This window comes from Pseudomonas sp. LBUM1666 (genome assembly GCF_059695775.1).
In genome coordinates, this window is the sequence record NZ_CP166789.1 from 5,956,146 (window position 1) to 5,983,093 (window position 26,948).

Sequence of the window (26,948 nt, forward strand, 5' to 3'; positions counted from 1 at the left end):
CGCGCTTACAACTTGGCGATCGACACCTCGGTGGATTTCACAAACGCGATCACTTCGCTGCCGACCACTAGTTCCAGCTCTTTCACCGAGCGAGTGGTGATCACCGAGGTGACGATGCCGGAAGCGGTCTGTACGTCGATTTCGGACAGCACGTCGCCGAGTACGATTTCCTTGATGGAGCCTTTGAACTGGTTGCGAACGTTGATGGCTTTGATCGTCATGATGTTGATTCCTGTCGTTGGATAAGGCTTGAGTTATTGAGCCCAGCGCAATTGCGTGGGCAATGGTGAAACAGGTTCCGGTGCCGGCGGTTCGCCGGGCAACGCCAGCACGCGATGGAGGACTTCGGTCTCCAGCGCCGCCAGCCGATGAGAGCCGCGAACCCGAGGGCGCGGCAGCTCAACGTGCAGGTCGAGGCCGACTTCGCCCTCTTCGATCAGGATCACCCGATCGGCAATCGCCACCGCTTCACTGACATCGTGGGTGACCAGCAACACGGTGAAACCGTGCTTCTGCCAGAGCCGTTCGATCAGCTGCTGCATTTCAATTCGGGTCAGTGCGTCCAGCGCGCCCAGCGGTTCGTCCAGCAACAGCAACCGCGGTTGATGGATCAGCGCGCGGGCCAGGGCCACGCGTTGCTTCTGGCCGCCGGACAAGGCCGCCGGCCATTCATCGGCTCGATCCGCCAGGCCCACCGACTCCAACGCTTCCAGTGCTTGTGGTCGCCAGTTGCCCTTGAGCCCGAGACCGACGTTGTCGATGACCTTTTTCCAGGGCAGTAAACGCGCTTCCTGGAACATCAATCGGGTGTCTTCCCGCGCCTCACTCAGCGGTGCGGAACCGGCCAGCAATTCACCGCCCGTGGGTTTGTCGAGACCGGCGAGCAAGCGCAGCAAGGTACTTTTGCCGCAACCGCTACGACCGACCACGGCGACAAACTGACCGGCCGGGATGTGCAGATCGATCTCACGCAGCACTTGCCGCGCGCCGAAGGTTTTTTGCAGTTTGCGCACCACCAGCGGAATCCCGCGCAGCAGGCGTGGAGGTTGTTGAGCCGTCATGCCGCACCTCCCTTGGTCACTTGATAGGCCGGGTGCCAGCGCAGCCAAACGCGCTCAAGTCCACGGGCCGCGAGGTCGGCGAGTTTGCCGAGCACGGCGTACAAAAGAATCGCCAGCACCACCACGTCGGTCTGCAAGAACTCCCTGGCATTCATTGCCAGGTAGCCGATGCCGGAGCTGGCGGAAATGGTTTCCGCGACGATCAACGTCAGCCACATGAAGCCCAGAGCAAACCGCACGCCGACCAGAATCGAAGGCAACGCCCCCGGCAGAATCACCTGACGGAACAGGCTGAAACCGGACAAGCCATAACTGCGGGACATTTCCACCAGCGCCGGATCGACGTTGCGGATGCCGTGATAGGTGTTGAGGTAGATCGGGAACAACGTGCCCAACGCCACCAGGAAAATCTTCGCCGACTCATCGATGCCGAACCACAGGATCACCAGTGGAATCAGCGCCAGGTGCGGCACGTTGCGGATCATCTGCACCGAACTGTCGAGCAGGCGCTCGCCCCATTTCGACAGGCCGGTGATGAAGCCCAGGGTCAGGCCGATGCTGCCGCCGATGGCGAAGCCCAGCGCTGCACGCCAGCCGCTGATCGCCAGGTGCGTCCAGATTTCACCGCTGCGCACCAGGCTGACGCCGGCTTCGATGACGGCGATTGGCGCCGGCAGAATCCGTGTCGACAACCAGCCCGCCGACACCGACAACTGCCACACCGCCAGCAGCAGCACCGGCAACGCCCAAGGCGCGAGGTTATGGATAATTTTCTTCATGGCGCGCCTCAACTCTGCGACGCGGCTTTGGGAAGGATGTCGTTGGCGACCATCTCACCAAACGGGCTGACGTAACCGGTGCTTTTCGGCAATTCCGGGCGCTCGATATCGAGGTGCGGGAACAGCAATTCGGCGACGCGGTACGACTCTTCCAGGTGTGGGTAACCGGAGAAGATGAACGTGTCGATGCCCAGGTCCGCGTATTCCTTCACGCGGGCGGCCACGGTCGGACCGTCGCCCACCAACGCTGTGCCGGCCCCACCACGTACCAGGCCGACACCGGCCCACAGGTTGGGGCTGACCTCCAGATTGTCACGGCTGCCGCCATGCAGCGCGGCCATGCGTTGCTGACCGACCGAGTCGAAGCGCGCCAGAGAAGCTTGAGCGCGAGCGATGGTGTCGTCGTCCAGATGAGAGATGAGCCGATCCGCCGCTTGCCAGGCTTCGGCATTGGTTTCACGAACGATCACATGCAAACGAATCCCGAAGCGCACAGTGCGCCCGAGCTTCGCGGCTTTAGCGCGTACTTGTTCGATCTTCTCGGCAACGGCTGCCGGAGGTTCGCCCCAGGTCAGAACCATCTCGACCTGCTCTGCCGCGAGGTCTTGCGCCGCTTCCGAAGAACCGCCGAAGTACAGTGGCGGACGCGGTTGCTGAATCGGCGGGTAGAGCAACTTCGCGCCCTTCACGCTGATGTGCTGACCGTCGTAATCGACGGTTTCGCCTTCCAGCACGCGGCGCCAGATGCGGGTGAATTCCACCGAGGCTTGATAGCGCTCTTCGTGAGTCAGGAACAAACCGTCGCCAGCCAATTCTTCCGGATCACCGCCGGTTACCAGGTTGAACAACGCACGGCCGCCGGACAGACGATCCAGCGTCGCGGCCTGACGCGCTGCCACCGTCGGGGAAATGATCCCGGGGCGCAGGGCGACGAGGAATTTCAAACGCTGGGTCACCGGGATCAGCGACGCGGCCACCAGCCACGAATCTTCGCAAGAGCGCCCGGTGGGAATCAGTACCCCACCGAAGCCCAGACGATCCGCTGCTTGCGCGACTTGTTGCAGATAACCGTGGTCGACGGCGCGAGCGCCTTCAGCGGTGCCAAGGTAATGGCCGTCGCCGTGGGTAGGCAGGAACCAGAAGATATTGAGGCTCATGGAGTGGTCTCCTTAGGGATTCGAATTACTGAGCTTTGGCAACGGCCGCCGGTGGCGCCCAGATCACGTCTTTGATGCTCAGCGGCTTTGGAATCAGCTTGAGCTGGTAGAAGCTGTCGGCGATTTTCTGTTGCGCGGCGACCACTTCAGGCGTGAGGAACAGTGCACCGTAGCCCTGGCGTTTCACCGAAGTCAGGGTGATGTCCGCCGGCAGGCCGAGCAGTGGCGAGACTTGTTTGGTCACGTCTTCGGGATTGGCCTTGGACCATTCGCCGACCGCGCGCACTTCTTCCACCAGGGTCTTGATCACCTCAGGGTTTTTCTGCGCATAAGGCTTGGTCGCGAGGTAGAACTGATGGTTGTCGACGATGCCTTGGCCATCACGCAGGGTGCGTGCTTGCAACTGTTGTTCGGCAGCGGCCTGGTACGGGTCCCAGATCACCCAGGCATCGACGCTGCCACGCTCGAACGCAGCGCGGGCATCGGCCGGCGGCAGGAATACGGTCTGGATGTCGGTGTATTTGAGGCCGGCATCTTCCAGTGCGCGGACCAGCAGGTAATGAACGTTGGAGCCTTTGTTCAGGACGACTTTCTTGCCCTTGAGGTCTTGCACCGATTTGATCGGCGAGTCCTTCGGCACCAGGATCGCTTCGCTGTGAGGTGCTGGCGGTTCGTAGGCGACATAGAGCAGATCGGCGCCGGCTGCTTGAGCGAATACCGGTGGAGTTTCACCCGTAACGCCGAAGTCGATGGAGCCGACATTCAGGCCTTCGAGCAGTTGCGGGCCACCTGGGAATTCAGTCCATTGCACGTCCACGCCTTGGGCGGCGAGGCGTTTTTCGAGTGTGCCTTTGGCTTTGAGCAGCACCAGGGTGCCGTACTTTTGATAACCGATTCTTAGCGTCTCGGCTTGTGCTTGAGTAATGGCGCCGAAGGTTACAGCCGCAGCAAACAGAGCGACCAGACCACGACGCAAAATGACAGTGCGCATAGCGCTCTCCTATTTGCTGTTGGGTTTTGGCTGCACCTGCTTGGCCGTTGGCGGCTGAGTAAGGTGAGTACTTCAAATTGGGGTAAGGCTTAAATGCTCCAGCGAGCACTCAACAAACGTTCATTCAACAGGTTCGGATCGATCGGCTTGGGCCGTCGGGCCATGGCGCTGAAAAACAGCTCCAGCGATTCATTCAGTCGTTGTTCCAGCTCCGGTGCCAACTGCGCCTGGACGCTGCCTTCGCCGTAAGCGATCTGGCTGTCTACGGCAAAAATCCCGTGAAGCATTTCCTGGGCTTTCAACGCCGACAACACTGGCTTGAGCGCGTAATCCACCGCCAGCATGTGAGCGATGCTGCCACCGGTGGCCATTGGCAAAACCACCTTGTGGGCCAGGGCGCGTTCGGGCAGCAGATCCAGCACGGTTTTCAATGCGCCGGAGAACGACGCCTTGTACACCGGCGTCGCGATCAGCAGGCCATCGGCGTTTTCAATTTGCTGCAGCAGGTCGATCACCTTGGGGCTGTCGAAGCGTGCATGCAGCAAGTCTTCGGCCGGGAAGTCCCGCACCTGGTAACTCACCACTTCCACACCTTGCTCCTGCAACCAGCGTTGGGAGCGTTCCAGCAGCACCCCGGAACGGGAGCGTTGGCTGGGACTGCCACCGAGTGAGACGACCAGCATTCAGACGATTCCTTGAACGGTGTTGGCGATTCGCGGTTTGCGATCTCGCTTTGATGGAAGTGACCTTAACAGGTGATTGTTATATCCATAAATCATATTTATTCATTTGGTTATGCACTTTGGAGATATAAGAAAACACTCCTGCGGGTGAAAAAAAAGGCCGTCGAAACGGCCTGAAATCCCCTGCTTTATGGATACCGCGGCGCTTGTCAGTCCGCTTTCGCGAGCAGGCTCGCTCCCACATTGGATCGCACCTTACCTGCTCGCGAAGGCGATCCCAGCCACACCGAAAATGCTGATGGCTTACCTGTTGGGCTGTGGCGTCAGTCGCAGGTACGGCTTCACCGCGCGATAGCCCTTGGGAAAGCGTTTCTTGATTTCGTCTTCGTCCTTGAGCGACGGGACGATCACCACTTCATCACCGTCCTGCCAGTTGGCCGGCGTGGCCACCTTGTAATTGTCGGTGAGTTGCAGCGAGTCGATCACTCGCAGGATTTCATGGAAGTTACGGCCGGTGCTCGCCGGGTAGGTGATGGTCAGCCGAACCTTTTTGTTCGGGTCGATCACGAACAGCGAACGCACGGTCAGGGTGTCGTTGGCGTTCGGGTGGATCAGGTCGTAGAGGTCCGAGACCTTGCGGTCGGCGTCAGCAAGGATGGGGAAGTTGACGAGGGTGTTCTGGGTTTCGTTGATGTCTTCGATCCACTTGTGGTGCGAGTCCACCGGGTCCACGGACAGGGCAATGGCTTTCACACCGCGCTGCGCAAACTCGTCCTTGAGCTTGGCAGTGAAGCCCAACTCGGTGGTGCACACCGGGGTGAAGTCCGCCGGGTGGGAAAACAGCACGCCCCAGCTATCGCCCAGCCATTCGTGGAAACGGAGGATGCCAGCGCTGGAATCCTGTTCAAAGTCGGGGGCGATATCGCCCAGTCTGAGGCTCATGGTGCTGCTCCTGGTGAGTGCTTATTGAGCTCAACTGTGCCTGCATTTCTCATTCATTAAAAAGAATAAATATCGATTTGTTTAGATCGTAAACGAATATTAAAAATGTGTTCACTGGACCTCAGCGACGATCGGGACGACTATCGCCCACAAGGTTCGAGAAGGCCTTGAGTTGCTGCACAAAGAGGGAAATTTCGAGGAGGGTTTACGGGGGTGAGCCTGACTTGAAAACGCAAAAGCCCCGCCCGGCGTGATGCCGGGCGGGGCTTTTTTACATCAGTTACGCGAGGGCTATTACAACAGCGGAATCGAGTAGCTGACGATCAGGCGGTTTTCGTCCTGGTCGCGCTGGCCTGGGACGTCGTTGCGCCACATGGCGTTTTTCCACGTGAGGCCCAGGTTTTTCAGTGGGCCGCTCTGGACTACGTACGCCAGGGTCAGGTCGCGTTCCCATTCGGAACGGCCGGAGCCGGCCACTGCGGTACTGGAGCTGCTGATGGTGTCAATGTTATCACCGCGCAGGTAAACGATGCCGGCAGTGGCGCCTGGCAAGCCAACCTTGGCGAAGTCATACGAGTAGCGAGCTTGCCAGGTACGTTCGCCGGCACGGGCGAACTTGGCAATCTGCGAGTCGGTAATGATGTAAGCCGACGAGCCATCACCCTGGTTCAACCAAGGGAAATCGCTGCTGCCGTTGCTGACCTGATAACCACCACCGAAGGTGTGACCGGCAACGGAGTACAGGAACAGGCCGCTGTAAAGGTTGTTGTCAACTTTGCCCCTGCCAGCGCGGAAGCCCTGATAGTTACCCGAGCTGAAGTAGTTCGAGTCGTTACCGTTGGCACCATCGTCAGAGCTGTTGAAGTAACGCAAGTCAGACTTCAGCACACCAGGACCGATTGCCCAATTGTGAACCAGACCCAGGAAGTGTTGCTTGTAGAAGTCTTCCAGGTTGCCGTAGTAGTACTGGGCAGTCAGGTCTTTGGTGATTTTGTAGTCACCACCACCGTAGATGAACTTGTTGCTGTCACGGCCATTTGCAGTACGACCGTTAGCACCAGCGATCGACAACTCTTCGTTGTTGCTGGAGTTACGGCCCTTGACGTGCTCGATCTGACCACCGACCAGTGTCAGGTCCTTGATCTCGTTCGAAGTGATCTGACCGCCCTGGAAGGTTTGCGGCAGCAGACGACCGTCGTTGGTCACGATCACCGGCAGTTTTGGCTGCAGCGTGCCCAATTTCAGTTCGGTCTGGGAAATCTTGGCTTTAGCAGTCAGGCCCAGGCTGGAGAAGTTATCAACTGCTTCGCCGTTGGACTTGCTTGGAAATACAGTACCGCCATAAGAACCATAGTTCGTGGCGGTTGCAGGGCTCGCACCATTAGTGCCGCCGCCCGAATCCAGACGCACACCCAGCAGGCCGATAGCATCGATACCGAAGCCGACGGTGCCTTGGGTGTAGCCGGAGATGAAGCGCAGGTCGAAGCCTTGACCCCATTCTTCAGCTTTGCTCTGGGTGGTATGAGCACCGGAATCACGGTTATCGTTATTGATGTAGAAGTTACGCAGCCCCAAAGTAGCTTTGCTGTCTTCGATGAAACCGGCGGCGCCTGCCTGCTGCGCCATAACCCCTACGGCCACAGCCAGGGCCAAGGTGGACTTGTTCATTTGTTTCGCTCCTATCGTTTCTAATTTTTGAGGTCCTGGGTCGAATGCCCTGGATCCTGAAATGCTCGGTGAGTGCCAGACCGTGTGACTACGGCGATGGCCTGACCCCTGTGATTTTGGCCCGCATAATAAACACAAAAAGAATTATTTCATCATTTTTCATGCCATTCAGGAATATAGCTTCGCGCTATTACTCCGAGTCGGGACACAAGGTATCGGCTCATAAGCCACCCACTTTAGGCGTTTGTCCTAAAAGCTAAAAAGAATAAAAAATTACTAAGTAAGCTCCATTTGGAATATTGAAAAACACAAAAAAAGCCTCGCTTGCAGGCGAGGCTTTATCTGACGGCTATTACAAGAAGCTGTAGGTGTAGTTGAAGATCAGACGGGTCTGGTCCTTGTCGGGAAGACCGGCTGCGTCGCCACGGTAGACGCCATGACGTACCGTTGCGCCTAAGCCTTTGAGTGCGCCCTGCTGAATGGTGTAGTCCACCCGCATGTCGCGCTCCCACTCGGATGCATCGCTGCCGCCGGTTGCGGATTTGATGTTTTCGCCCTTCAAGTAAGCCACGGACGCTTTCAGACCCGGCACACCCGCAGCGGCGAAATCGTAGGTGTATTGACCGAAGGTGGTGTTTTCACCTGCACGGACAAAACCGTTGATCATGGCATCGGTGAACAGGTAGAAACTGGTACCACCGTTCCCTTCCGGACGGCCATTGCCATCGACGACGTTACCCTGGTTCAGGTAGACGAAACCGCCGTCATCATTGACGCGTTGGTGACCGAGCAGGAAGGCGTTGCCACCCAAGGTGTACGTGAACATGGCGCTCCAGGTCTTGTTATCGACCTCGCCCGGGGTCTTGGCGAAACCACCGTTGTTGTTGAAGCGGTAGCCGAGGTCGCCGTTCTTGCCATCGGAGCTGCTGTCAAAATAACGCAGGTCTGTCTTGAAGGACTGTTTGGCGTCGATCGTGAAAACGTGAATCAGGCCAAGGAAGTCCTGCTTGTAGTAATCCTTCAGATTCGAGTGGTAGTACTGCAGGGTAAGGTCCTTGGTGACCTTCCAGTCAGCACCGGCATAGCGGAACTGATTGCTGTCCTGAGTACCGCCAGCCACTGCCAGGCCGGTGGAGTTTGAAGAGGCGCGACCCGCCGAGTGTTCCAACTGACCCGCGTTGAGGGTCACGTTGTCGATTTCCTTCGAGGTGATGGTGCCACCGTCAAAGGTCTGTGGCAGCAGGCGGCTGTCGTTCGCTACCAGGATCGGCATGTTCGGTTGCAGAGCGCCACCCAGGTGGGCTTCGGTCTTCGAGAAGCGCGCCTTGACGTTAGCCGCCGCGCGGCTCCACTCGTCCACGGCCGAACCATCGGTGTCGCTTGGGAAGAATGTGTTGTTGTTGGCTGGGTGGTGACCTTTGCCGCCGTCCAGATGGATACCCACGAGGGCCTGGGCGTCGATACCGAAGCCGACAGTACCTTGGGTGAAACCGGACAGATAATCGAACTTGAGGCCTTCAGCGGTCTCTCTCTGATCCGTGCCACCGGCATCGCGGTTATCGTCGTTGTAATACATGGTGCGAGAACTGACGGAAGCTTTGCTGTCTTCCAGGAAACCCGCGGCGCCTGCCTGCTGCGCTAAAACCCCGACGGCCACGGCCACACCCAGAGCCAAGGTGGACTTGTTCATTGTTTCGCTCCTCTCGTTTCTAATTCTTGTGTTCCTGGTCCTGGGTCGTATGCCCGGGATCCTAAGATCCGCGATTAGCGCCAGACCGTGACCCACAAGTCAATCGTAACTTTGTGTGTCTACGACCATGGTCTAATCCCCAATAAATTCCGTCCTTGTCGGGCTATAAACCCAAAAAGAATCACCCAATTCTTTTTCATACCATTTAGGAATTTAGCTCCGCACTACCTCTTGAGCTGGGACACAGGCACCGGCTCATAAGCTAATTCCTAAATGGTATTTGTTAGCCTTTTTTTAGATCGATTAGTTTTGATGCAATTCACGATCAATCCCTATCGAAAGGCAGCGCCATGACGACCAAACGCGCACTATCCGGTCCAATTGTTACAGTTTGTGTATCACTAATAATATCTTTTAGCGCTCACGCGGCGAACCTCACGATCGGTTATCAAACCGGTATCGACCCCAGCAAAGTCCCCCAGGCAGACGGGCTGTACGAGAAAACCATCGGCCAGAAAATTGACTGGCGTCGTTTCAACAGTGGCCCGGAAGTGGTTACTGCCATTGCTTCCGGTGACGTGCAGATTGGCAACCTCGGCTCAAGTCCGCTGGCAGCCGCTGCTTCGCGCAATCTGCCGATCGTTGCGTTCATTGTTTCCGCCCAGATCAACGCCGCTGAAGCACTGGTGGTACGCAACGGCAGCGGCATCGATAAACCGGAAGATCTGATCGGCAAGACCATCGCCACACCCTTCGTTTCAACCTCCCACTACAGTTTGCTGGGTGCGTTGAAGCACTGGGGCCTGGACACCTCGAAAGTCAAAGTGGTGAATTTGCAACCGGCGGAAATCGCGGCGGCGTGGAAGCGTGGTGACATCGATGGTGCGTTTGTCTGGTCACCCGCGCTGGGGGAAATTCGCAAGACTGGCAAGACTCTGACCGACGCTGCACAGGTTGGCCAATGGGGTGCGCCGACATTCGAGGTTTGGGTCGCGCGCAAGGATTACGCCGAGAAGCACCCAGAGGTTGTGGCCAAATTCGCCAAGGTCACGTTGGACTCGTTCGCCGACTATGCCGCGCATAAGGACAGCTGGACCGCTGACTCGGTACCGGTGCAAAAAATCGCCAAACTGACCGGTGCCAATGCCGTTGATGTGCCGGAGTTGCTGGCCGGTTCCACGTTCCCGGATGCTAAAGCCCAACAGACCACCGCGCTGCTGGACGGCGGCACGGCCAAGGCGATTGGCGAGACGGCGAAGTTCTTGAAGGAACAAGGGAAGGTCGAGACGGTGCTGCCGGATTATTCGCCGTATGTCAGTGGCAAGTTTGTCACTGAATAACAGGCTGAACACCTGTGGCGAGGGGGCTTGCCTCCGTTGGGCTGCGGAGCAGCCCTAAAACCTGCCGGACCGAGTCGCATGGTTTTGCAGTCGCTTCGCGACCGAACGGGGCGATGCGGCGGTCCGACAAGCCCCCTCGCCACAGAGTTACAAGGTTTTTTCGAAGATCTTCGAATTACGCTGATAGTTGTACAGCGATGCCCGCGCTGATGGCAGACGCTCTACGCTGCTCGGCACAAACCCACGCTCGCGAAACCAGTGAGCGGTCCGGGTCGTCAGTACGAACAAGGTTTTCAGCCCCTGCGCCCGAGCGCGGGTTTCGATGCGCTCCAGCAGTTCATCACCACGACCGCCATGGCGATACTCCGGGTTCACCGCCAGACACGCCAACTCCCCCGCATCCGAATCAGCAATCTGATACAGCGCCGCACACGCGATGATCATGCCTTCGCGTTCGACCACACTGAACTGCTCGATCTCACGCTCCAGTACCTCGCGGGAACGGCGCACCAGAATGCCCTGCTCTTCCAGCGGGCTGATCAAATCGAGCAAACCACCGACGTCTTCGATCGCTGCTTCACGCACGATCTCGAATTGCTCCTGGGCCACCAGCGTACCGCCACCGTCACGGGTGAACAGTTCGGTCAGCAGCGCGCCGTCTTCGGCGTAGCTGACGATATGACTGCGAGCCACGCCGCCGCGGCAGGCCTCCGCGGCCGCATCCAGCAGCTCAGCCTGATAGTTGCTGCCCAGACGCTGCAAATGCGCCGGCACTTGTTGCGGACGCAACTCACGAACCAGACGACCGTTTTCATCGATCAAACCCAGGTCGGCACCGAACAACAGCAGCTTGTCCGCCCCCAGATCGATGGCCGCGCGGGTGGCAACGTCTTCGCAGGCGAGGTTGAAAATCTCACCGGTCGGCGAGTAACCCAGCGGCGACAGCAGCACGATGGAACGTTCATCCAGCAGGCGATTGATGCCCTTGCGGTCGACCCGACGCACTTCGCCGGTGTGGTGATAGTCGACGCCTTCGAGCACGCCGATTGGCCGCGCCGTCACCAGGTTGCCGCTGGCCACCCGCAGACGCGAGCCCTGCATTGGCGATGAAGCCATGTCCATGGACAGCCGCGCTTCGATGGCGATACGCAACTGGCCCACCGCATCGATCACACACTCCAGCGTTGCGGCATCGGTGATGCGCATCCCGTGGTGGTAATGCGGGGTCAGGCCCCGCGCAGCCAGGCGGGTTTCAATTTGCGGACGGGAGCCGTGAACCAGCACCAGTCGCACACCCAGGCTGTGCAACAGCACCAAGTCGTGGACGATATTACCGAAGTTCGGGTGCTCCACGCCGTCGCCGGGCAGCATGACGACGAAGGTGCAATCACGGTGGGCATTGATGTAAGGCGAAGCGTGACGAAGCCAATTAACGTATTCGGGCATGAACCTGGGCCTGTAATAAATAGCAGCCAAAAAATGGGCGAAACAGAAAACGCACAGCGGGCTGATGGTTATCGTCGGAACAGGCTTGGCGACACGCGCGCTCTCCTCATGAATACGGGTTTGGACACGGGCGATTTACAAAGCTTGTCAGTCACAGCACAGACCCTGTGGGAGCGAGCTTGCTCGCGATAGCGGTTGTACATTCGACACATGTGTTGCCTGTCAGTCCGCTATCGCGAGCAAGCTCGCTCCCACATGGATTTGTACTCAATTGACTGGCATTGGCGTTTTGGCCGGTGTCAGGCAGTAATGTTCAATCAGTTGACGTAATAGATGCACCGTAGGCTGCAAACGTGACATTTCGAGGTATTCCCCCGGTTGGTGCGCACAGGCGATGTCGCCAGGGCCGAGCACCAGTGTTTCGCAGCCAAGACGCTGAAGATAAGGCGCTTCGGTGCCGAACGCCACTGCTTCGGCACTATGGCCTGTGAGCTTTTCCGCGAGCCGGACCAATTCTGCATCCTCGGCCTGCTCGAACGGCGGCACTTCGGGGAACAGCGGCGCGTAATCGATCTTCACCTGATGCCACTCGGCAATGGGCTTGAGCTTCTGCAGAATCTCCGCGCGCAGGGCATTGGGGTCCATGCCCGGTAACGGGCGTAGATCAAACTCCAGCGAACACTGGCCGCAAATACGGTTGGGATTATCGCCGCCATGGATGCAGCCGAAATTCAGGGTCGGCGTCGGCACGCTGAACTGTGGATTACGGAATTCACGCTGCCACGCCAACCGCAAACCACGCAGTTCACCGATGGCATCGTGCATGGCTTCAAGGGCGCTGTGGCCAAGGCGCGGATCAGAGGAGTGGCCGCTCTGGCCGAGGATGTCGATGCGCTCCATCATGATGCCTTTGTGCATGCGGATCGGCTTCAGCCCGGTGGGCTCGCCGATCACCGCCGCACGACCCAGCGGACGCCCGGCTTCGGCCAAGGCGCGAGCGCCGGACATCGAGCTTTCTTCATCGCAGGTAGCGAGGATCAGCAGCGGTTGCTTGAATGGCTGATCGAGCAGCGGTATGACGGCTTCGATGGCCAGGGCGAAAAAGCCCTTCATGTCGCAGCTGCCAAGTCCGACCCAGCGACCATCAACCTCGGTCAGCTTCAGCGGATCGGTTTGCCACAACGCACCATCGAACGGCACCGTGTCACTGTGACCGGCCAGCACCAAACCACCGGGGCCGGAACCGAAACTGGCCAGCAGATTGAATTTGCCGGGGTTGACCTGCTGGATGTCGCAGGTAAAACCCAGATCGCCGAGCCACGTCGCCAGCAAATCAATCACCGGACGGTTTGTTTGATCGAGGCTGGCCTGCGTACAGCTGACGGACGGCGCAGCGATCAGCGCAGCGAACTGATCTTTCATGGATGGCAAAGGCATCGCTGACTCCAACTCCCGAATTGAAGTCCATCATAGAACCATCCGGCGACAGGAATAAACCGCTGCGGCGCGTAGGTACCTTCAGTCCTGTACACTGCACGACCTTGGCAGCCACACATTCCCCCCGGCTGCGCTCCCGATCCTGGATTTTCCGGCCATGCAGAAAGAAACCGAAATCAAACTCCGCGTCAGCCGAGAAACGCTCGCTGCCCTGCGCGAGCACCCGCTCCTGAAAAAACGCAACAAAAGTGGCTGGGAACGCCGTGAGTTGATGAATCAGTACTTCGACACGCCTGAGCGCGACCTGGCCCGCGCCAAGGTTGCCCTGCGCCTGCGCCGCGATGGCGAAGAAGTGATTCAGACCCTCAAGACCCGCGGCCAGAGCGTTGCCGGTTTGTCCGAGCGTAACGAATACGACTGGAACCTGCCCAAAGCCAAGCTCGACGTGAAGAAACTCGACGGCGAATGCTGGCCTGAAGAGTTGGCCGAGCTGGACAAGAAAACCCTGAAGCCGATCTTCACCACCGATTTCGTCCGCGAACGCGCGGAAATCGCCTGGGGCCGTGGCAAGACCAAAGTGGTGATCGAAGCCGCGCTGGACCTGGGCCACGTGGTGGTCGGCAAGCAGAAAGAAGAAATCTGCGAACTGGAACTGGAACTGCGCGAAGGCGAGCCGGCCGCTCTGCTGGAGCTGGCCGCCGAACTGGCCGCGACCCTGGCCCTGATGCCGTGTGACATCAGCAAGGCCGAGCGCGGTTATCGCCTGTACGACGCCAACAGCTATTCGTTGAGCCTGCCGGCGCCGCAGATCACCGCGGAAACGCCGCTGGACGACGCTTTCGCCGCGCTGAGCTGGCACTTGCTAAGCAGCAGCCAGCGTCTGGCCGAGCAGTATCGCTTCAATGGCCACTGGCGCCTGTTGCAGGACTGGGTCGAAAACCTGGCTGAATTGCGCGCGTTGCTGAGCAGCCTGGGTCAAGCCGCGCCGCGTCAGTCGACGCACGATCTGCGGGTTGCGCTGGATGCCTTGTTGGAAGACTGGCGCCCACTGGTGCAAGCCGGTGTCGACGACGAAGACGTGCGCAAAGCCGCGCCGGAGCAGTTCCTCGAAGAACTGGAAGATCCGCGTTGGGGCTTGTTCTCGCTGAACACTTCGCGCTGGTTGCTGGCCCGCACCTGGGCTGCCGATCGCAACGTCCGTGGCAATCGCCAGGGCGCTGCGCAACTGGGCAGCTGGTTGCCGCGTTTGCTGGGTGAAGAAGCGACTTCCCTGCAACTGCAGCGTTATCAGCAACAGCCGGAAGACCTGGCCGAGCAACTGCCGCGCATCGAGCGCATCCAGGCCTGGCTGCACCATGCCCGCAGCGTGCTGGACATCCCGGAAATGGATCGCCTGTACGGTGAGCTGAAACAGCTTGCTCAATTGGCGAACGAGCCGATCACCGACGAATCGCTGGATGCACGCAAGCAGCAGGCGATTGCGGTTTATCAGAATCGTGCCTGGAAGATGCTGTTGCGTATGTAATACCGCCATCGCGAGCAGGCTCGCTCCCACAGTTAACCGAGTTGTCTGAATGGACGCGGTCTAATGTGGGAGCGAGCTTGCTCGCGATGAGGCCTGCACATCCACCGCAAAAACATCAGACCGGCAAACTCGTCGTGGATTTGATTTCCGATAACGCCACAATTGAGTTCACCTCCTGAATCCCCGGCACCATCGACAGCTTCTCGAAGAAGAACCGCTCATACGCCTCGATGTCCGCCGTCACAATCCTCAGCAAGAAATCCACCGACCCCATCAGCACATAACATTCCAGCACTTCGGGAAAACCGCGAATCGCCTCGGTGAATTCGGTGAAGTTCGAACGCCCGTGAGCGTTGAGTTTGATTTCAGCGAAGATCTGCGTATTCAGACCGATTTTCTTCCGGTCGAGCAAGGTCACCTGCCCTCGAATGATCCCCTCCTCTTTCATCCGCTGAATCCGCCGCCAGCACGGCGACTGGGAGAGCCCTACTTGTTCGGCGATCTGCGCGCTGGAGAGCGAAGCGTCTTCCTGGAGTAACGCGAGAATCTTGCGGTCGTAGCCATCCAGTTCGTTTTGCATAAATAAACCTGTAATTGATAGATAGCTGAATCAAACAATTCGAAAAATAGGCAATAACCCCAATCATAGATAAGAAATGCCCCGCACCGAATGTAAAAATTGCTCCATTGATTTGGAGGCCGACCATGCCGCACCTGGAAGCTGTGAACACCTCGCCCGCCCGCGCCGATGTCTGGAACGCCAGCAACGCCCACTGCCGCGCTCACTATCAATTGCTGGCCGAGGCCGAACCTGATCTGCTGTGCCGGGCGCTCAACCTGTTCGCCTTGCAGTTTCTGACGCCGCAACAGGTCAACGTGCAGCGGATGGATGATCTGTTGTCGATCGACATCGTAATAGACGGCCTGAGCTGGCACCGCGCCCAAGTGATCGCGGAAAAATTACGTAACCTGATCAGCGTCTGTTCGGTTGAGCTGCAAGCTGCTGATTCCGCGTGGGATGAGCCTGCTCAGGCGGCGGGCTGAAAAAACTCGACACGGCTTCGTCGGGTAGTGGCCCAACGGTCGGCGGGTCCGCGACTATCCTTTGCGAACTGTTGTTCATGAGGAGCCCGCATGTCCGTTCAACTTGCCATTCAGGACCGCTGGCTGGATCTCAATGATTTGCTGCGTGAACTGGTCGCCCAAGGCTTTATCAGCCAGGACTCGGCCGAGCACGCGGTAAACGCTCGTCGCCGGCATGCCGCCAATGGCCAGATACATCCACTGGAGTTCATCGCCAGCCAACACCTCGACGACCTCAGTCGTCCCGGTAAACACCTGGATCTGGAAAGCCTGACCCTGTGGTTGTCACAACAGGCCGGTCAGCCTTATTTGCGCATCGACCCGCTGAAAATCAACGTCGCGGCCATTACCCCGCTGATGTCCTACGCGTTCGCCCAGCGTCACAAGATCCTCGCGGTGTCCATCGACCGCGACGCTGTCACCGTGGCCAGCGCCCAGCCTTACGTCAACGGCTGGGAAGCCGACCTGACCCATGTGCTGAAGCTGCCGATCAAGCGTGTGGTCGCCAACCCGGTGGACATCCAGCGCTTCAGCGTGGAGTTTTTCCGCCTGGCCAAATCGGTCAGCGGTGCGACCAACGCCGATCAGCAGATGAACACCCTGGGCAATTTCGAGCAGCTACTGAACCTCGGCGCCAGCGACCAGGAACCGGACGCCAACGATGCGCACATCGTCAACATCGTCGACTGGTTGTTCCAGTACGCGTTCCAGCAACGCGCCAGCGATATCCACATCGAACCCCGGCGCGAACAAGGCACGGTGCGTTTTCGTATCGACGGCGTGCTACACAACGTCTATCAATTCCCGCCGCAAGTGACCATGGCCATCGTCAGCCGCCTGAAAAGCCTCGGGCGGATGAACGTCGCGGAAAAGCGCAAACCCCAGGACGGCCGGGTCAAGACCAAAACCCCGGACGGTGGCGAAGTCGAGCTGCGGCTGTCGACATTGCCTACCGCATTCGGCGAAAAAATGGTTATGCGGATCTTCGACCCGGAGGTACTGCTCAAAAACTTTGATCAGTTGGGCTTCTCCGCCGACGACTTGCGCCGCTGGCAGGATATGACGAGCCAGCCCAACGGCATCATTCTGGTCACCGGCCCGACCGGTTCCGGCAAGACCACCACGCTGTACACCACCTTGAAGAAACTGGCGACGCCGGAGGTCAACCTCTGCACCATCGAAGACCCGATCGAAATGGTCGAGCCGGCGTTCAATCAGATGCAAGTCCAGCACAACATCGACCTGACTTTCGCCGCCGGTGTGCGCGCGCTGATGCGACAGGATCCGGACATCATCATGATCGGTGAGATCCGTGATCTGGAAACCGCTGAAATGGCGATCCAGGCTGCGCTCACGGGCCACTTGGTGCTGTCGACGCTGCACACCAACGATGCGCCGAGCGCGATCAGCCGCTTGCTGGAGCTGGGCGTGCCGCATTACCTGATCAAAGCCACGGTGCTCGGCGTCATGGCCCAGCGCCTGGTCCGCACCTTGTGCCCGCATTGCAAGGCACCGCTGACGCTGGGTGAAGAAGACTGGCAAACCTTGACCCGGCCCTGGCAGGCACCGTTGCCGAGCAACGCACATCGCGCCATCGGTTGCCTTGAATGCCGCGATACCGGTTACCGCGGCCGCGCCGGGGTCTACGAAATCATGCAGCTGACGGATGGCGTCAAAGCGCTGATCAACCCCGACACCGATTTACTGGCCGTGCGGCGTCAGGCGTTCAAGGAAGGCATGCGCAGTTTGCGATTGTCGGGGGCGCAAAAAGTGGCGGCCGGGCTGACAACCATCGAGGAGGTGCTGCGGGTGACACCGCAGAGCGAGCAGAAATGAAACCTTTTATGTCTCCTGATGATGCAAGGGCCGACTAACGGTTCTTATCCCCAACCGGCGCCGCTACACTCCTGCGATCGAAATTTCATTGATTAACAGGGAATCGTTATGCAGATCGGAAGCGTGCTTTTACTTTTTGTCGGCCTGGTGGTCGCCATTCTGTTCATGGGTTTCAAGGTCGTACCTCAGGGTTACCAGTGGACCGTCGAGCGTTTTGGTCGTTACACCAACACGCTCAAGCCCGGCCTTAACATCATCATTCCGGTGATGGACCGCATCGGTCGCAAGATCAACGTGATGGAAAGTGTGCTGGATATTCCGCCCCAGGAAGTCATCACCGCCGATAACGCCACGGTGCAGATCGACGCCGTGTGCTTCTTCCAGGTGGTCAACACTGCCCAGGCCGCCTACGAGGTCAACAACCTCGAACACGCGATTCGCAACCTCTTGCAAACCAACATCCGTACCGTACTCGGCTCCATGGAGCTGGACGCGATGCTCAGCCAGCGTGACGGGATCAACGAAAAACTGCTGCGCACCGTCGACGAAGCCACGGCGCCGTGGGGCATCAAGATCACCCGGATCGAGATCAAGGACATCAGCCCGCCGGCTGACTTGATGGCTGCGATGTCGGGGCAGATGAAAGCCGAGCGGATCAAGCGCGCGCAAATCCTTGAAGCCGAAGGTCTGCGTGCCGCGGCGATTCTGACTGCCGAAGGTAAGAAGCAGGCGCAGATTCTGGAGGCCGAAGGGGGTCGTCAGGCCGCGTTCCTCGAAGCCGAAGCCCGTGAACGTCAAGCCGAAGCCGAAGCCCAGGCCACCAAAGTGGTGTCCGAAGCCATTGCTGGCGGCAACGTGCAGGCGGTCAATTACTTCGTGGCGCAGAAATACATCGATGCGCTGGGCAAACTGGCCTCGGCCAACAACAGCAAAGTGATTCTGATGCCGCTCGAGGCCAGTTCGATGATCGGCGCAGTCGGCGGCATCGGCGAAATCGTCAAAGCCACGTTCGATAACAAGAAAGCCTGAGGCACGTTATGTGGGCATTCCTGCAGCATTTATCGTTCTGGGACTGGCTGGCATTAGGCACCGTGCTGCTGATTCTCGAAGTGTTCGGCGCCGGTGGCTACTTGCTGTGGATTGGCATGGCAGCCGCCGCCGTTGGCGTGCTGACCTTTGCAGCGCCGGACATCACCTGGGAAATGCAGTTTCTGCTGTTCGGCCTGCTCTCGATCGCGACCGCCCTGTACTGGTGGAGGCGCCAGCGCAGCGCGGTACGGATGAGTGATCAGCCAAACCTCAATCTGCGCGGTCAGGAACTGATTGGCAAAACCTTTGTGGTACATGAAGCGATTGTCGACGGCAGCGGCAAAATCAAGGTCGCCGACGGTGTGTGGATGGCCCGAGGGCCCGATGCCGCGGTGGGCAGCCGCGTTCGGGTGAGTGGGCAGCAAGGGGCTATTTTACTGGTTGAACCGGCTGAATGAGCCGTTATGGAACTCGATTGGGGGATTGGCAATCCAACGCCGTAGTTAACCCAGTGGAGTCACCCAATATGCGTCTCAAACTTGCTGTCGCTACCATCGCCTTGTTGTCCCTTCCTGTCGGTTCGGCGATGGCCGATAGCTTTTGGCGTAACGTCATCTCGTCCGGTGCGACTACCGGCTCGACCTACCTGACCTTCAAGGATCACAAGCTGATCATTGCCGCCCAGGACGATGCCGGCAGCTTTGTCGCCAGTGACGGCGGCATTCGCGGCCCATACCTGGAGGCCGCAATGCAGAAAGTCCGCGCCGACAACCCTGGCCTGCAGGCCACGGACATGGAACTGGCGAACGCGATCCTGGCGAAGAATGCCGTCGCTTCGGAATAAGCGTTGTTGCTGAATAAAAAATGCCGCTCTCAATGAGCGGCATTTTTTTTGAACCAGAGAAATTGCACAGCTATTTCCTACGTAGGCTAACGCCAAAACACTGACATGCAGACGAGTTTTCACCGACCTACTGATGAAAGCTCTGATATGAGCGTCCGACGTGCGAACTCAAACTTTGTCGATTCGGATTACCCCCACAAGCGAATCGACTCACATGAAAAAACCAGTCTTATCTTTACTTCTGCTGGCCGCCTACAGTCACGCTTCCCACGCGGAAGGCCTGTACGGCTCGATAAAAATCCAGAGTGTCCAGCAAGACCTTGCCGACGCCCTGCTCACAAGTCCCAGGGTGAACAACCGTATTGTCAGTCCGGAGCGCAACAAAGATGTCGGCGGCTCCGTTGCGCTCGGCTATGAGTTCATAGGTGGCTGGCGCCTGGAAAGCGAGTACACCATCAAGCAGGACTCGGAGTTCAAGAGTTACTGGGCGCCATTCAACGCCAACGTTAACAACATGCAGGTCTCATCCAAGCGCCTGATGCTCAATGCCTATAAGGACTTCCCCTTGACCCAAAGCCTATCGCTGTACGCCATGGCCGGCGCAGGCGTGGCCCATATCAATTCCGAAGGCTATCAGTCCAACCCTTCACGTCGATTTGCCAACAATACCCAAAACAATTTCGCCTACACCCTGGGCGTCGGTGCAGACCTCAAACTGACCCGGCAAATTACCGTCGGTACCGGCTACCGCCATGTCGACATGGGTAAGGTTGAAACCGGCTATAACACCTTCGCCAACCGCATCAATGCGCGGGACGAACAACTAAAGGGCAAGCTTCGAGAGCAGAATCTTTACGTTGAAGCGCGGATGTCGTTCTGATTCATGACTCAAAAAAATGCCGCTCTCCATGAGCGGCATTTTTTTGCTGGAATACAAAACGGTGTGTCAGCGGTAATCGTCCACCGGCACACAAGCACAAAACAGATTGCGGTCACCGTAGACATTGTCCACCCGGTTCACCACCGGCCAGTACTTATGCGCCTTGGTGTGAGCGTCCGGCGTCACCGCCTGCTCGATGCTGTAGGACCGCTCCCAAACCCCGGTGATATCCGCCAGGGTATGCGGTGAACGTTTCAGCGGGTTGTCATCGGCCGGCCAGTTGCCGTTTTGCACCTCGGTGATTTCCGCGCGGATACTCAGCATCGCCCCGATAAACCGGTCCAGCTCTGCCTTCGATTCACTTTCGGTGGGTTCAACCATCAACGTCCCCGGCACCGGAAACGACATGGTCGGCGCATGGAAGCCATAGTCCATCAGCCGCTTGGCGACGTCCTCCTCGCTGATCCCGGTCAGGGCCTTGAGTGGGCGCAGGTCAAGAATGCATTCGTGAGCCACCCGCTCGTTGCGCCCGGTGTAAAGCACCGGAAACGCACCGGACAAGTGCTGCGCCAGGTAATTCGCGGCGAGGATCGCCACCTCACTGGCATCCACCAATTGCGGTCCCATCATCGCGATGTACATCCAGCTGATCGGCAAAATGCTCGCACTGCCCCAAGGCGCCGCGCTGACTGCGCCGTTCTGCGCCAGTGGCCCGTCGATCGGCACCACTGGATGGTTGGCCACGAACGGCGCCAGATGCGCCCGCACACCAATCGGCCCCATGCCCGGCCCACCGCCACCATGGGGAATGCAGAAAGTCTTGTGCAGGTTCATGTGGGACACGTCGGCGCCTATGTCCGCCGGGCGCGCCAGTCCGACCTGAGCGTTGAGGTTGGCGCCATCCATGTACACCTGGCCGCCGTGGCTGTGGATAACTTCACAGATTTCGCTGATGCCTTCCTCGTATACGCCGTGGGTCGAAGGATACGTCGCCATCAGGCAGGCGAGTTTGTCTCCGGCCTCTGCGGCTTTGCCTTTGAGGTCATCCAGATCGACGTTGCCCGCCTCGTCGCATTCGACGATCACCACCCGCATCCCGGCCATCTGCGCCGAAGCCGGGTTGGTGCCGTGGGCCGAGGACGGAATCAGGCAAATATCCCGCGCGCCCTCATGACGACTCTCGTGATATTTGCGGATCGCCAGCAGCCCGGCGTACTCACCTTGCGCGCCAGAGTTGGGTTGCATGCAAATCGCGTCGAAACCGGTGATCGCGCAGAGCCAGCGCTCCAGTTCCTCGATCATCAGCGAATAACCCACCGCCTGCTCTTTCGGCACAAACGGATGCAGGTTGGCGAACTGCGGCCAGGTGATGGGGATCATCTCGCTGGTGGCATTGAGTTTCATGGTGCAGGAGCCCAGCGGGATCATCGATTGATTGAGCGCCAGGTCCTTGTTCTCCAGTTGCTTGAGGTAGCGCAGCATCTCGGTTTCGCTGTGATGGGCGCTGAACACCGGATGACGCAGATAAGGCGAGGTACGCAGCAGACCTGCGGGAATGCCGGAAGCCAGGGTTTCAGCGTCCAGTTCGTCGACGTTGAGCCCATGATCGGCACCGAGGAACACATCAAACAACTTCGCGACGGTGGATTCGTCAGAGGTTTCGTCGAGGCTCAGCCCCAACTGCCCGCGCCCGAGAATACGCAGGTTGATCTGCGCCGCCTGGGCACTTTCGATGATTGCCGTCTGAGTACCACCGACCTCCAGCGTCAGCGTGTCGAAAAAGTGTTTATTAAGGCGAGTGATGCCGTGGCGCTCCAGGCCAGCGGCGAGGATGCCGGTCAGCCGGTGGACGCGTTGGGCAATGCGTTTGAGCCCTTCCGGACCGTGGTAGACCGCATAGAAACTGGCAATGTTGGCCAGCAGCACCTGAGCGGTGCAAATGTTCGAGTTAGCCTTTTCCCGGCGGATATGTTGCTCGCGGGTTTGCAGGGCCATGCGCAGGGCGACGTTGCCGCGAGCATCTTTCGAGACGCCGATGATCCGCCCGGGAATCGCCCGTTTGTACTCATCGCGACTGGCAAAAAACGCCGCGTGAGGCCCACCGTAACCCATGGGCACGCCGAAACGCTGGGATGAACCGAACACCACGTCGGCGCCCAACTCCCCCGGCGGCGTCAGTAACAGCAGACTCAGCAGATCGGTTGCGACACACGCCAAGGCTTGCTGCGCATGCAGATGATCGATCAATGGACGAAGATCGCGGATCTCGCCGTGGGTGTCGGGATATTGCAGGAGCGCGCCGAACACCTGGTGCTGTTTCAAGTTATCCACAGTGTCGATGATGAGTTCGAAGCCGAACCCTTCTGCCCGGGTCTGCACCACGGAAATGGTCTGCGGATGACAGTTTTCGTCGACGAAGAACAGATTGCTTCTGGACTTGGCGACACGCTTGGCCAGTGCCATGGCTTCCGCCGCCGCCGTGGCTTCGTCCAGCAGCGAGGCGTTGGCCAGTTCCAGGCCCGTGAGGTCGATGGTCAATTGCTGAAAGTTCAGCAGCGCTTCGAGCCGCCCTTGGGCGATCTCTGGTTGATACGGCGTGTACGCGGTGTACCAACCGGGATTTTCCAGCACGTTGCGCACAATGACGGTCGGCGTGAGGGTGCCGTGGTAGCCCATGCCGATCAGGCTGGTCCAGACCTGGTTTTGCTCGGCGTAACCGCGCAGTTTGGCCAGCGCTGCTTCTTCGTCGAGGGCGGGCGGCAGGTCCAGCGGCCTGTTCAGGCGAATTCCCGGCGGCACTGTCTGCTCGATCAACTCGACCCGGCTGCCGAGGCCGAGGCTGTCGAGCATCGCCTGTTGCTCGGCGGCATCGGGCCCGAGGTGGCGGCGAAGGAAGGCATTGGGGTCGCGTAACTGGCTCAAGGACGGCAACTGGGACATGACGGGCTCTCTCTTGACTGGCGCTCAACGTCGATGCAACACGGTCAAACCAGCATAGCAGTCGATGCCGGGGAGTCCTGAGCGGACAATAAAAAGCCCCGACAAGTCGGGGCTTTGGGGATGACGCTGAACGCTTACTCGCCGATGGCGGCCTTGTAGCCCGCCGCATCGAGCAGCTTGTCCAGATCGCCAGCGTTGCTTGGCTTGAGCTTGAAAATCCAGGCACCGTACGGGTCGGAGTTGAGCAACTCAGGGTTAGCGCTCAGTTCTTCGTTGATGGCAATCACTTCACCGGCAACCGGGGAGTAGATGTCCGAAGCGGCTTTAACCGACTCCACCACACCGGATTGATCACCGGCAGCAAAGACTGTTCCGACTTCGGTCAGCTCAACGAACACCACATCGCCCAAGGCTTCCTGAGCGTGATCGCTGATGCCCACGGTGACGGTGCCATCGGCTTCAAGACGGGCCCATTCGTGACTTTCGGCAAAACGCAGGTCGGCAGGAATATCGCTCATGTTCTGTGTCCTCAAGAGAATTGTCAGCGGTCGTTGCCCGCCAGAAAAGGTTAGATCAAGGTTTTGCCATGGCGTACGAAGGTCGGTTTGACCACTCGGACCGGGTACCACTTGCCACGGATTTCCACTTCTGCGCGGTCGGCAGTTGCCATCGGCACGCGCGCCAGTGCTATCGACTTGCTAAGCGTAGGAGAGAAACTACCACTGGTGATCTCCCCTTCGCCAACATTGGCGATGCGGACCACTTGATGAGCGCGCAAAACCCCACGCTCCTCAAGGACCAGACCGACCAGTTTGTGCTGCACGCCACCCGCCCGTTCAGCTTCTAGAGCGCTGCGACCGATGAACTGGCGAGTGGCCGGTTCCCAGGCAATGCTCCAGGCCATGTTGGAGGCCAGTGGTGAAACGTCTTGGTGAATGTCCTGACCGTAGAGGTTCATGCCGGCTTCGACCCGCAGAGTATCGCGCGCCCCGAGGCCGATCGGCGAGATGCCCGCGCCCACCAGATCGTTAAAGAATCCTGGCGCTTGATTGGCCGGCAGCACGATTTCCAGGCCATCTTCGCCGGTGTAACCCGTACGCGCGATGAACCAGTCACCATCGGCCTGGCCTTCGAAGGGCTTGAGCATCTGAATCAGGTTGCCGCGGGACTGGGTCACCAGTTCGGAGATTTTGTGCCGGGCCTGGGGACCTTGAATGGCCAGCATCGCCAGTTCGGAGCGCTCGTTGAGCCGCACCTTGAAACCATCGAGGTGAGCCTGCATCCAGGCGAGGTCCTGATTACGGGTGGAGGCGTTGACCACCAGCCGATAACCGTCCTCGAGACGGTAGACGATCATGTCGTCGACGATGCCGCCGCGCTCGTTGAGCATGGTGCTGTACAAGGCACGGCCAGGGCTGTGCAGACGTTCGACGTCATTGGCCAGCAAATGCTGGAGCCAGGCCTTGGCCTGGGGGCCGCTGACATCGATCACGGTCATGTGGGATACATCGAAAACCCCGCAATCGCGGCGCACCTGATGGTGTTCCTCGACCTGCGAGCCGTAATGCAAAGGCATATCCCAACCGCCAAAATCGACCATCTTCGCGCCGAGGGCGAGATGAAGGTCATACAGAGGCGTGCGCAGTCCCATGGGTTTCTCCTTCCGGGCGTGGCGAAGGTGCGGGCCGGTGCTGTACGGGGTCAAAGCCTTGAAATAGAAGGCTTTCAGCCGATTTCAGCTACCTGGTTTGTAGGACGGACCGCACCGAATGCCGCGCATTGTAGCCTCAAGGTGTAGGACTGGCACCTAGGCGTTTCGATGCGCCGAACGTCGAATCAATCCGATGACCGGTAACAGCCCGACCAAAACCAGAGTCAGTGCGGGCAAGGAGGCCCTCGCCCACTCGCCTTCGCTGGTCATTTCGAAGATCCGCACTGCCAGCGTATCCCAGCCAAACGGGCGCATCAGCAGGGTCGCGGGCATTTCCTTGAGCACATCGACGAACACCAGCAACGCAGCGCTCAACGTTCCTGGCAGCAATAACGGCAGATACACTTTGAAAAACAGTCGCGGCCCACTGACGCCAAGGCTACGTGCCGCTTCGGGCAAAGATGGCCGTATTCGCGCCAGACTGCTTTCCAGCGGCCCATAAGCCACCGCGATGAAACGCACCAGATAGGCCAGCAACAACGCCGACAGGCTGCCCAGCAGCAATGGCTTGCCGACGCCCCCCAGCCAACCCGACAACGGGATCACCAGTTCGCGATCCAGGTAACTGAACGCCAGCATGATCGACACCGCCAGCACCGAACCCGGCAAGGCGTAGCCGAGGTTGGCCAGGCTGATGCCGGTGCGGATCGCTCGGGTCGGGGCCTGGCGCCGGGCAAACGCCAGCACTAAAGCAACACTGACGGTGATCAGCGCCGCCATGCCGCCCAGGTACAAGGTATGAACGATCAGCCCCGCGTAACGCTCATCCAGGTCGAAGCGCCCGCGCTGCCAGAACCACACCACCAGTTGAAGCACTGGAATGACGAAAGCGCAGGCGAACACCAGACCGCACCAACTCATGGCCGCCAGCGCCTTGAAACCGCGCAGGTGATACAGCGCCTTGACCCGTGGTCGTTCGTTACTCGCCCGGTTGGCCCCGCGAGCACGGCGCTCGCCGTACAGCACGACCATCACCACCAGCAGCAACAGGCTGGCCAGTTGCGCGGCGGTGGAGAGGCTGAAGAATCCGTACCAGGTCTTGTAGATGGCGGTCGTGAACGTGTCGAAGTTGAACACCGACACCGCACCGAAGTCTGCCAGGGTTTCCATCAGCGCCAGCGCCACGCCAGCGCCGATGGCCGGGCGCGCCATGGGCAACGCGACTCGCCAGAACGCTTGCCACGGGGACTGCCCCAGGACTCGCGCCGCTTCCATCAGGCCTTTGCCCTGCGCCAGGAACGCGGTTCGCGCCAACAGGTAAACGTAGGGATAGAAGACCAGCACCAAAACCAGAATCACGCCGCCAGTGGAGCGCACGCGCGGCAACCTCAAGCCCGAGCCGAACCATTCGCGTAACAGGGTTTGCACGGGGCCGGCGAAATCCAACAGGCCGACGAAGACGAAGGCCAGCACGTAGGCGGGAATGGCGAATGGCAGCATTAGCGCCCAGTCCAGCCATCGTCGGCCGGGGAATTCGCAGAGGCTGGTGAGCCAGGCGAGGCTCACGCCCAGGAGCGTCACGCCGATACCGACGCCGAGCACCAGGGTCAGGGTATTGCCCAGCAGCCGCGGCATCTGGGTATCCCAGAGATGGGACCAGATTTGATGATCGATGGTTTGCCATGACAACAGCAAAACGCTAAGTGGCAGCAGGACCAGCGCAGCGATGGCGAAGACCAAGGGATACCAGCGGCGTTGGGCGGGGTGGGCCACGTTAAGGTCTCTGAGACGGTGAGTTTTGTGTGTGGTTCAAGATCGACCCCTCACCCTAACCCTCTCCCCAGGGGGGCGAGGGGACTGACTGAGTTGTTTGTGGGAAATACTGCGACGTGAAATATCGAGTCGAACTCAGGTTCTGGAAACAACCGAGATCGGCTCCCTTTCCCCCTCTCCCCCGTGGGGAGAG

Annotated in this window: 24 protein-coding genes; 8 read left to right on the forward strand and 16 right to left on the reverse strand. The window is 59.1% G+C overall.

Annotation, left to right across the window (positions count from 1 at the left end; translation table 11 throughout):
• Window positions 1–5 precede the first annotated feature (5 nt).
• From ACA056_RS27525 to ACA056_RS27565, 9 genes are all read right to left on the reverse strand, one after another.
• The gene (locus ACA056_RS27525) at window positions 6–221 is read right to left on the reverse strand and encodes a TOBE domain-containing protein (RefSeq protein WP_003229256.1); all 216 of its coding nucleotides are present in this window, start codon (window positions 219–221) and stop codon (window positions 6–8) included.
• A gap of 33 nt (window positions 222–254) precedes the next feature.
• On the reverse strand, window positions 255–1,061 hold the full coding sequence (ssuB, locus tag ACA056_RS27530; RefSeq protein WP_497269173.1) for an aliphatic sulfonates ABC transporter ATP-binding protein: 807 nt from the start codon (window positions 1,059–1,061) through the stop codon (window positions 255–257).
• Window positions 1,058–1,840, reverse strand: a complete 783-nt coding sequence (gene ssuC, locus ACA056_RS27535) for an aliphatic sulfonate ABC transporter permease SsuC (RefSeq protein WP_497269175.1) — start codon at window positions 1,838–1,840, stop codon at window positions 1,058–1,060. The genes ssuB and ssuC overlap by 4 nt, the downstream gene beginning before the upstream one ends.
• Window positions 1,841–1,848: 8 nt before the next feature.
• Window positions 1,849–2,997, reverse strand: a complete 1,149-nt coding sequence (gene ssuD, locus ACA056_RS27540) for an FMNH2-dependent alkanesulfonate monooxygenase (protein WP_497269177.1) — start codon at window positions 2,995–2,997, stop codon at window positions 1,849–1,851.
• A gap of 25 nt (window positions 2,998–3,022) precedes the next feature.
• Window positions 3,023–3,988 (reverse strand): sulfonate ABC transporter substrate-binding protein, encoded by a 966-nt coding sequence (locus ACA056_RS27545; RefSeq protein WP_497269179.1) that lies wholly within the window; start codon window positions 3,986–3,988, stop codon window positions 3,023–3,025.
• An 89-nt stretch (window positions 3,989–4,077) separates the two neighbouring features.
• On the reverse strand, window positions 4,078–4,671 hold the full coding sequence (gene ssuE / locus ACA056_RS27550; protein WP_149416286.1) for an NADPH-dependent FMN reductase: 594 nt from the start codon (window positions 4,669–4,671) through the stop codon (window positions 4,078–4,080).
• A 303-nt stretch (window positions 4,672–4,974) separates the two neighbouring features.
• Entirely contained in the window at window positions 4,975–5,613 is a 639-nt protein-coding gene (locus ACA056_RS27555; RefSeq protein ID WP_497269181.1) for a peroxiredoxin, read from the reverse strand.
• 294 nt (window positions 5,614–5,907) lie between these two features.
• On the reverse strand, window positions 5,908–7,281 hold the full coding sequence (locus tag ACA056_RS27560; RefSeq protein WP_497269183.1) for an OprD family porin: 1,374 nt from the start codon (window positions 7,279–7,281) through the stop codon (window positions 5,908–5,910).
• Window positions 7,282–7,633: 352 nt separating this feature from the next.
• Window positions 7,634–8,971 carry an OprD family outer membrane porin gene (locus tag ACA056_RS27565; protein ID WP_497269185.1) on the reverse strand — a complete coding sequence of 446 codons (1,338 nt, stop codon included), beginning with the start codon at window positions 8,969–8,971 and terminating at the stop codon, window positions 7,634–7,636.
• 350 nt (window positions 8,972–9,321) lie between these two features.
• Between ACA056_RS27565 and tauA the strand changes: the two genes are divergently transcribed.
• Window positions 9,322–10,311, forward strand: a complete 990-nt coding sequence (tauA, locus tag ACA056_RS27570) for a taurine ABC transporter substrate-binding protein (protein WP_497269187.1) — start codon at window positions 9,322–9,324, stop codon at window positions 10,309–10,311.
• 147 nt (window positions 10,312–10,458) lie between these two features.
• On the opposite strand, the gene argA is transcribed toward tauA, so the two are convergent.
• Window positions 10,459–11,757 (reverse strand): amino-acid N-acetyltransferase, encoded by a 1,299-nt coding sequence (argA, locus tag ACA056_RS27575; RefSeq protein ID WP_074871805.1) that lies wholly within the window; start codon window positions 11,755–11,757, stop codon window positions 10,459–10,461.
• A 267-nt stretch (window positions 11,758–12,024) separates the two neighbouring features.
• A complete protein-coding gene (gene argE, locus ACA056_RS27580) occupies window positions 12,025–13,194 on the reverse strand; it encodes an acetylornithine deacetylase (protein WP_497269189.1) in 1,170 nt (389 codons plus the stop codon).
• A 157-nt stretch (window positions 13,195–13,351) separates the two neighbouring features.
• On the opposite strand from argE, the gene ACA056_RS27585 reads away from it, so the two are divergent.
• Window positions 13,352–14,719: a CYTH domain-containing protein gene (locus tag ACA056_RS27585; protein WP_497269191.1), complete on the forward strand. Its 1,368-nt coding sequence runs from the start codon at window positions 13,352–13,354 to the stop codon at window positions 14,717–14,719.
• A gap of 115 nt (window positions 14,720–14,834) precedes the next feature.
• On the opposite strand, the gene ACA056_RS27590 is transcribed toward ACA056_RS27585, so the two are convergent.
• Window positions 14,835–15,299 (reverse strand): Lrp/AsnC family transcriptional regulator, encoded by a 465-nt coding sequence (locus tag ACA056_RS27590; protein ID WP_131061030.1) that lies wholly within the window; start codon window positions 15,297–15,299, stop codon window positions 14,835–14,837.
• Between the two features lie 125 nt (window positions 15,300–15,424).
• Between ACA056_RS27590 and ACA056_RS27595 the strand changes: the two genes are divergently transcribed.
• The 6 genes from ACA056_RS27595 to ACA056_RS27620 all read left to right on the forward strand — a co-directional run bounded on the left by ACA056_RS27595 (window position 15,425) and on the right by ACA056_RS27620 (window position 20,391).
• On the forward strand, window positions 15,425–15,763 hold the full coding sequence (locus tag ACA056_RS27595; RefSeq protein ID WP_497269193.1) for an ACT-like domain-containing protein: 339 nt from the start codon (window positions 15,425–15,427) through the stop codon (window positions 15,761–15,763).
• Between the two features lie 90 nt (window positions 15,764–15,853).
• Entirely contained in the window at window positions 15,854–17,638 is a 1,785-nt protein-coding gene (gene tfpB, locus ACA056_RS27600; RefSeq protein ID WP_497269195.1) for a type IV pilus assembly ATPase TfpB, read from the forward strand.
• Window positions 17,639–17,746: 108 nt separating this feature from the next.
• Window positions 17,747–18,667 (forward strand): SPFH domain-containing protein, encoded by a 921-nt coding sequence (locus ACA056_RS27605; protein WP_008150402.1) that lies wholly within the window; start codon window positions 17,747–17,749, stop codon window positions 18,665–18,667.
• An 8-nt stretch (window positions 18,668–18,675) separates the two neighbouring features.
• Entirely contained in the window at window positions 18,676–19,125 is a 450-nt protein-coding gene (locus tag ACA056_RS27610) for an NfeD family protein (RefSeq protein ID WP_497269197.1), read from the forward strand.
• Between the two features lie 68 nt (window positions 19,126–19,193).
• Window positions 19,194–19,511: a DUF2388 domain-containing protein gene (locus ACA056_RS27615; protein WP_134420813.1), complete on the forward strand. Its 318-nt coding sequence runs from the start codon at window positions 19,194–19,196 to the stop codon at window positions 19,509–19,511.
• 214 nt (window positions 19,512–19,725) lie between these two features.
• Entirely contained in the window at window positions 19,726–20,391 is a 666-nt protein-coding gene (locus tag ACA056_RS27620) for an outer membrane protein (protein WP_497269199.1), read from the forward strand.
• Between the two features lie 66 nt (window positions 20,392–20,457).
• On the opposite strand, the gene gcvP is transcribed toward ACA056_RS27620, so the two are convergent.
• From gcvP to ACA056_RS27640, 4 genes are all read right to left on the reverse strand, one after another.
• A complete protein-coding gene (gene gcvP, locus ACA056_RS27625; RefSeq protein WP_497269200.1) occupies window positions 20,458–23,331 on the reverse strand; it encodes an aminomethyl-transferring glycine dehydrogenase in 2,874 nt (957 codons plus the stop codon).
• A gap of 134 nt (window positions 23,332–23,465) precedes the next feature.
• The gene (gcvH, locus tag ACA056_RS27630) at window positions 23,466–23,849 is read right to left on the reverse strand and encodes a glycine cleavage system protein GcvH (RefSeq protein ID WP_033060614.1); all 384 of its coding nucleotides are present in this window, start codon (window positions 23,847–23,849) and stop codon (window positions 23,466–23,468) included.
• Between the two features lie 50 nt (window positions 23,850–23,899).
• Window positions 23,900–24,982 carry a glycine cleavage system aminomethyltransferase GcvT gene (gene gcvT, locus ACA056_RS27635; protein ID WP_497269202.1) on the reverse strand — a complete coding sequence of 361 codons (1,083 nt, stop codon included), beginning with the start codon at window positions 24,980–24,982 and terminating at the stop codon, window positions 23,900–23,902.
• Between the two features lie 156 nt (window positions 24,983–25,138).
• A complete protein-coding gene (locus ACA056_RS27640) occupies window positions 25,139–26,755 on the reverse strand; it encodes an ABC transporter permease (protein ID WP_497269204.1) in 1,617 nt (538 codons plus the stop codon).
• Window positions 26,756–26,948 lie beyond the last annotated feature (193 nt).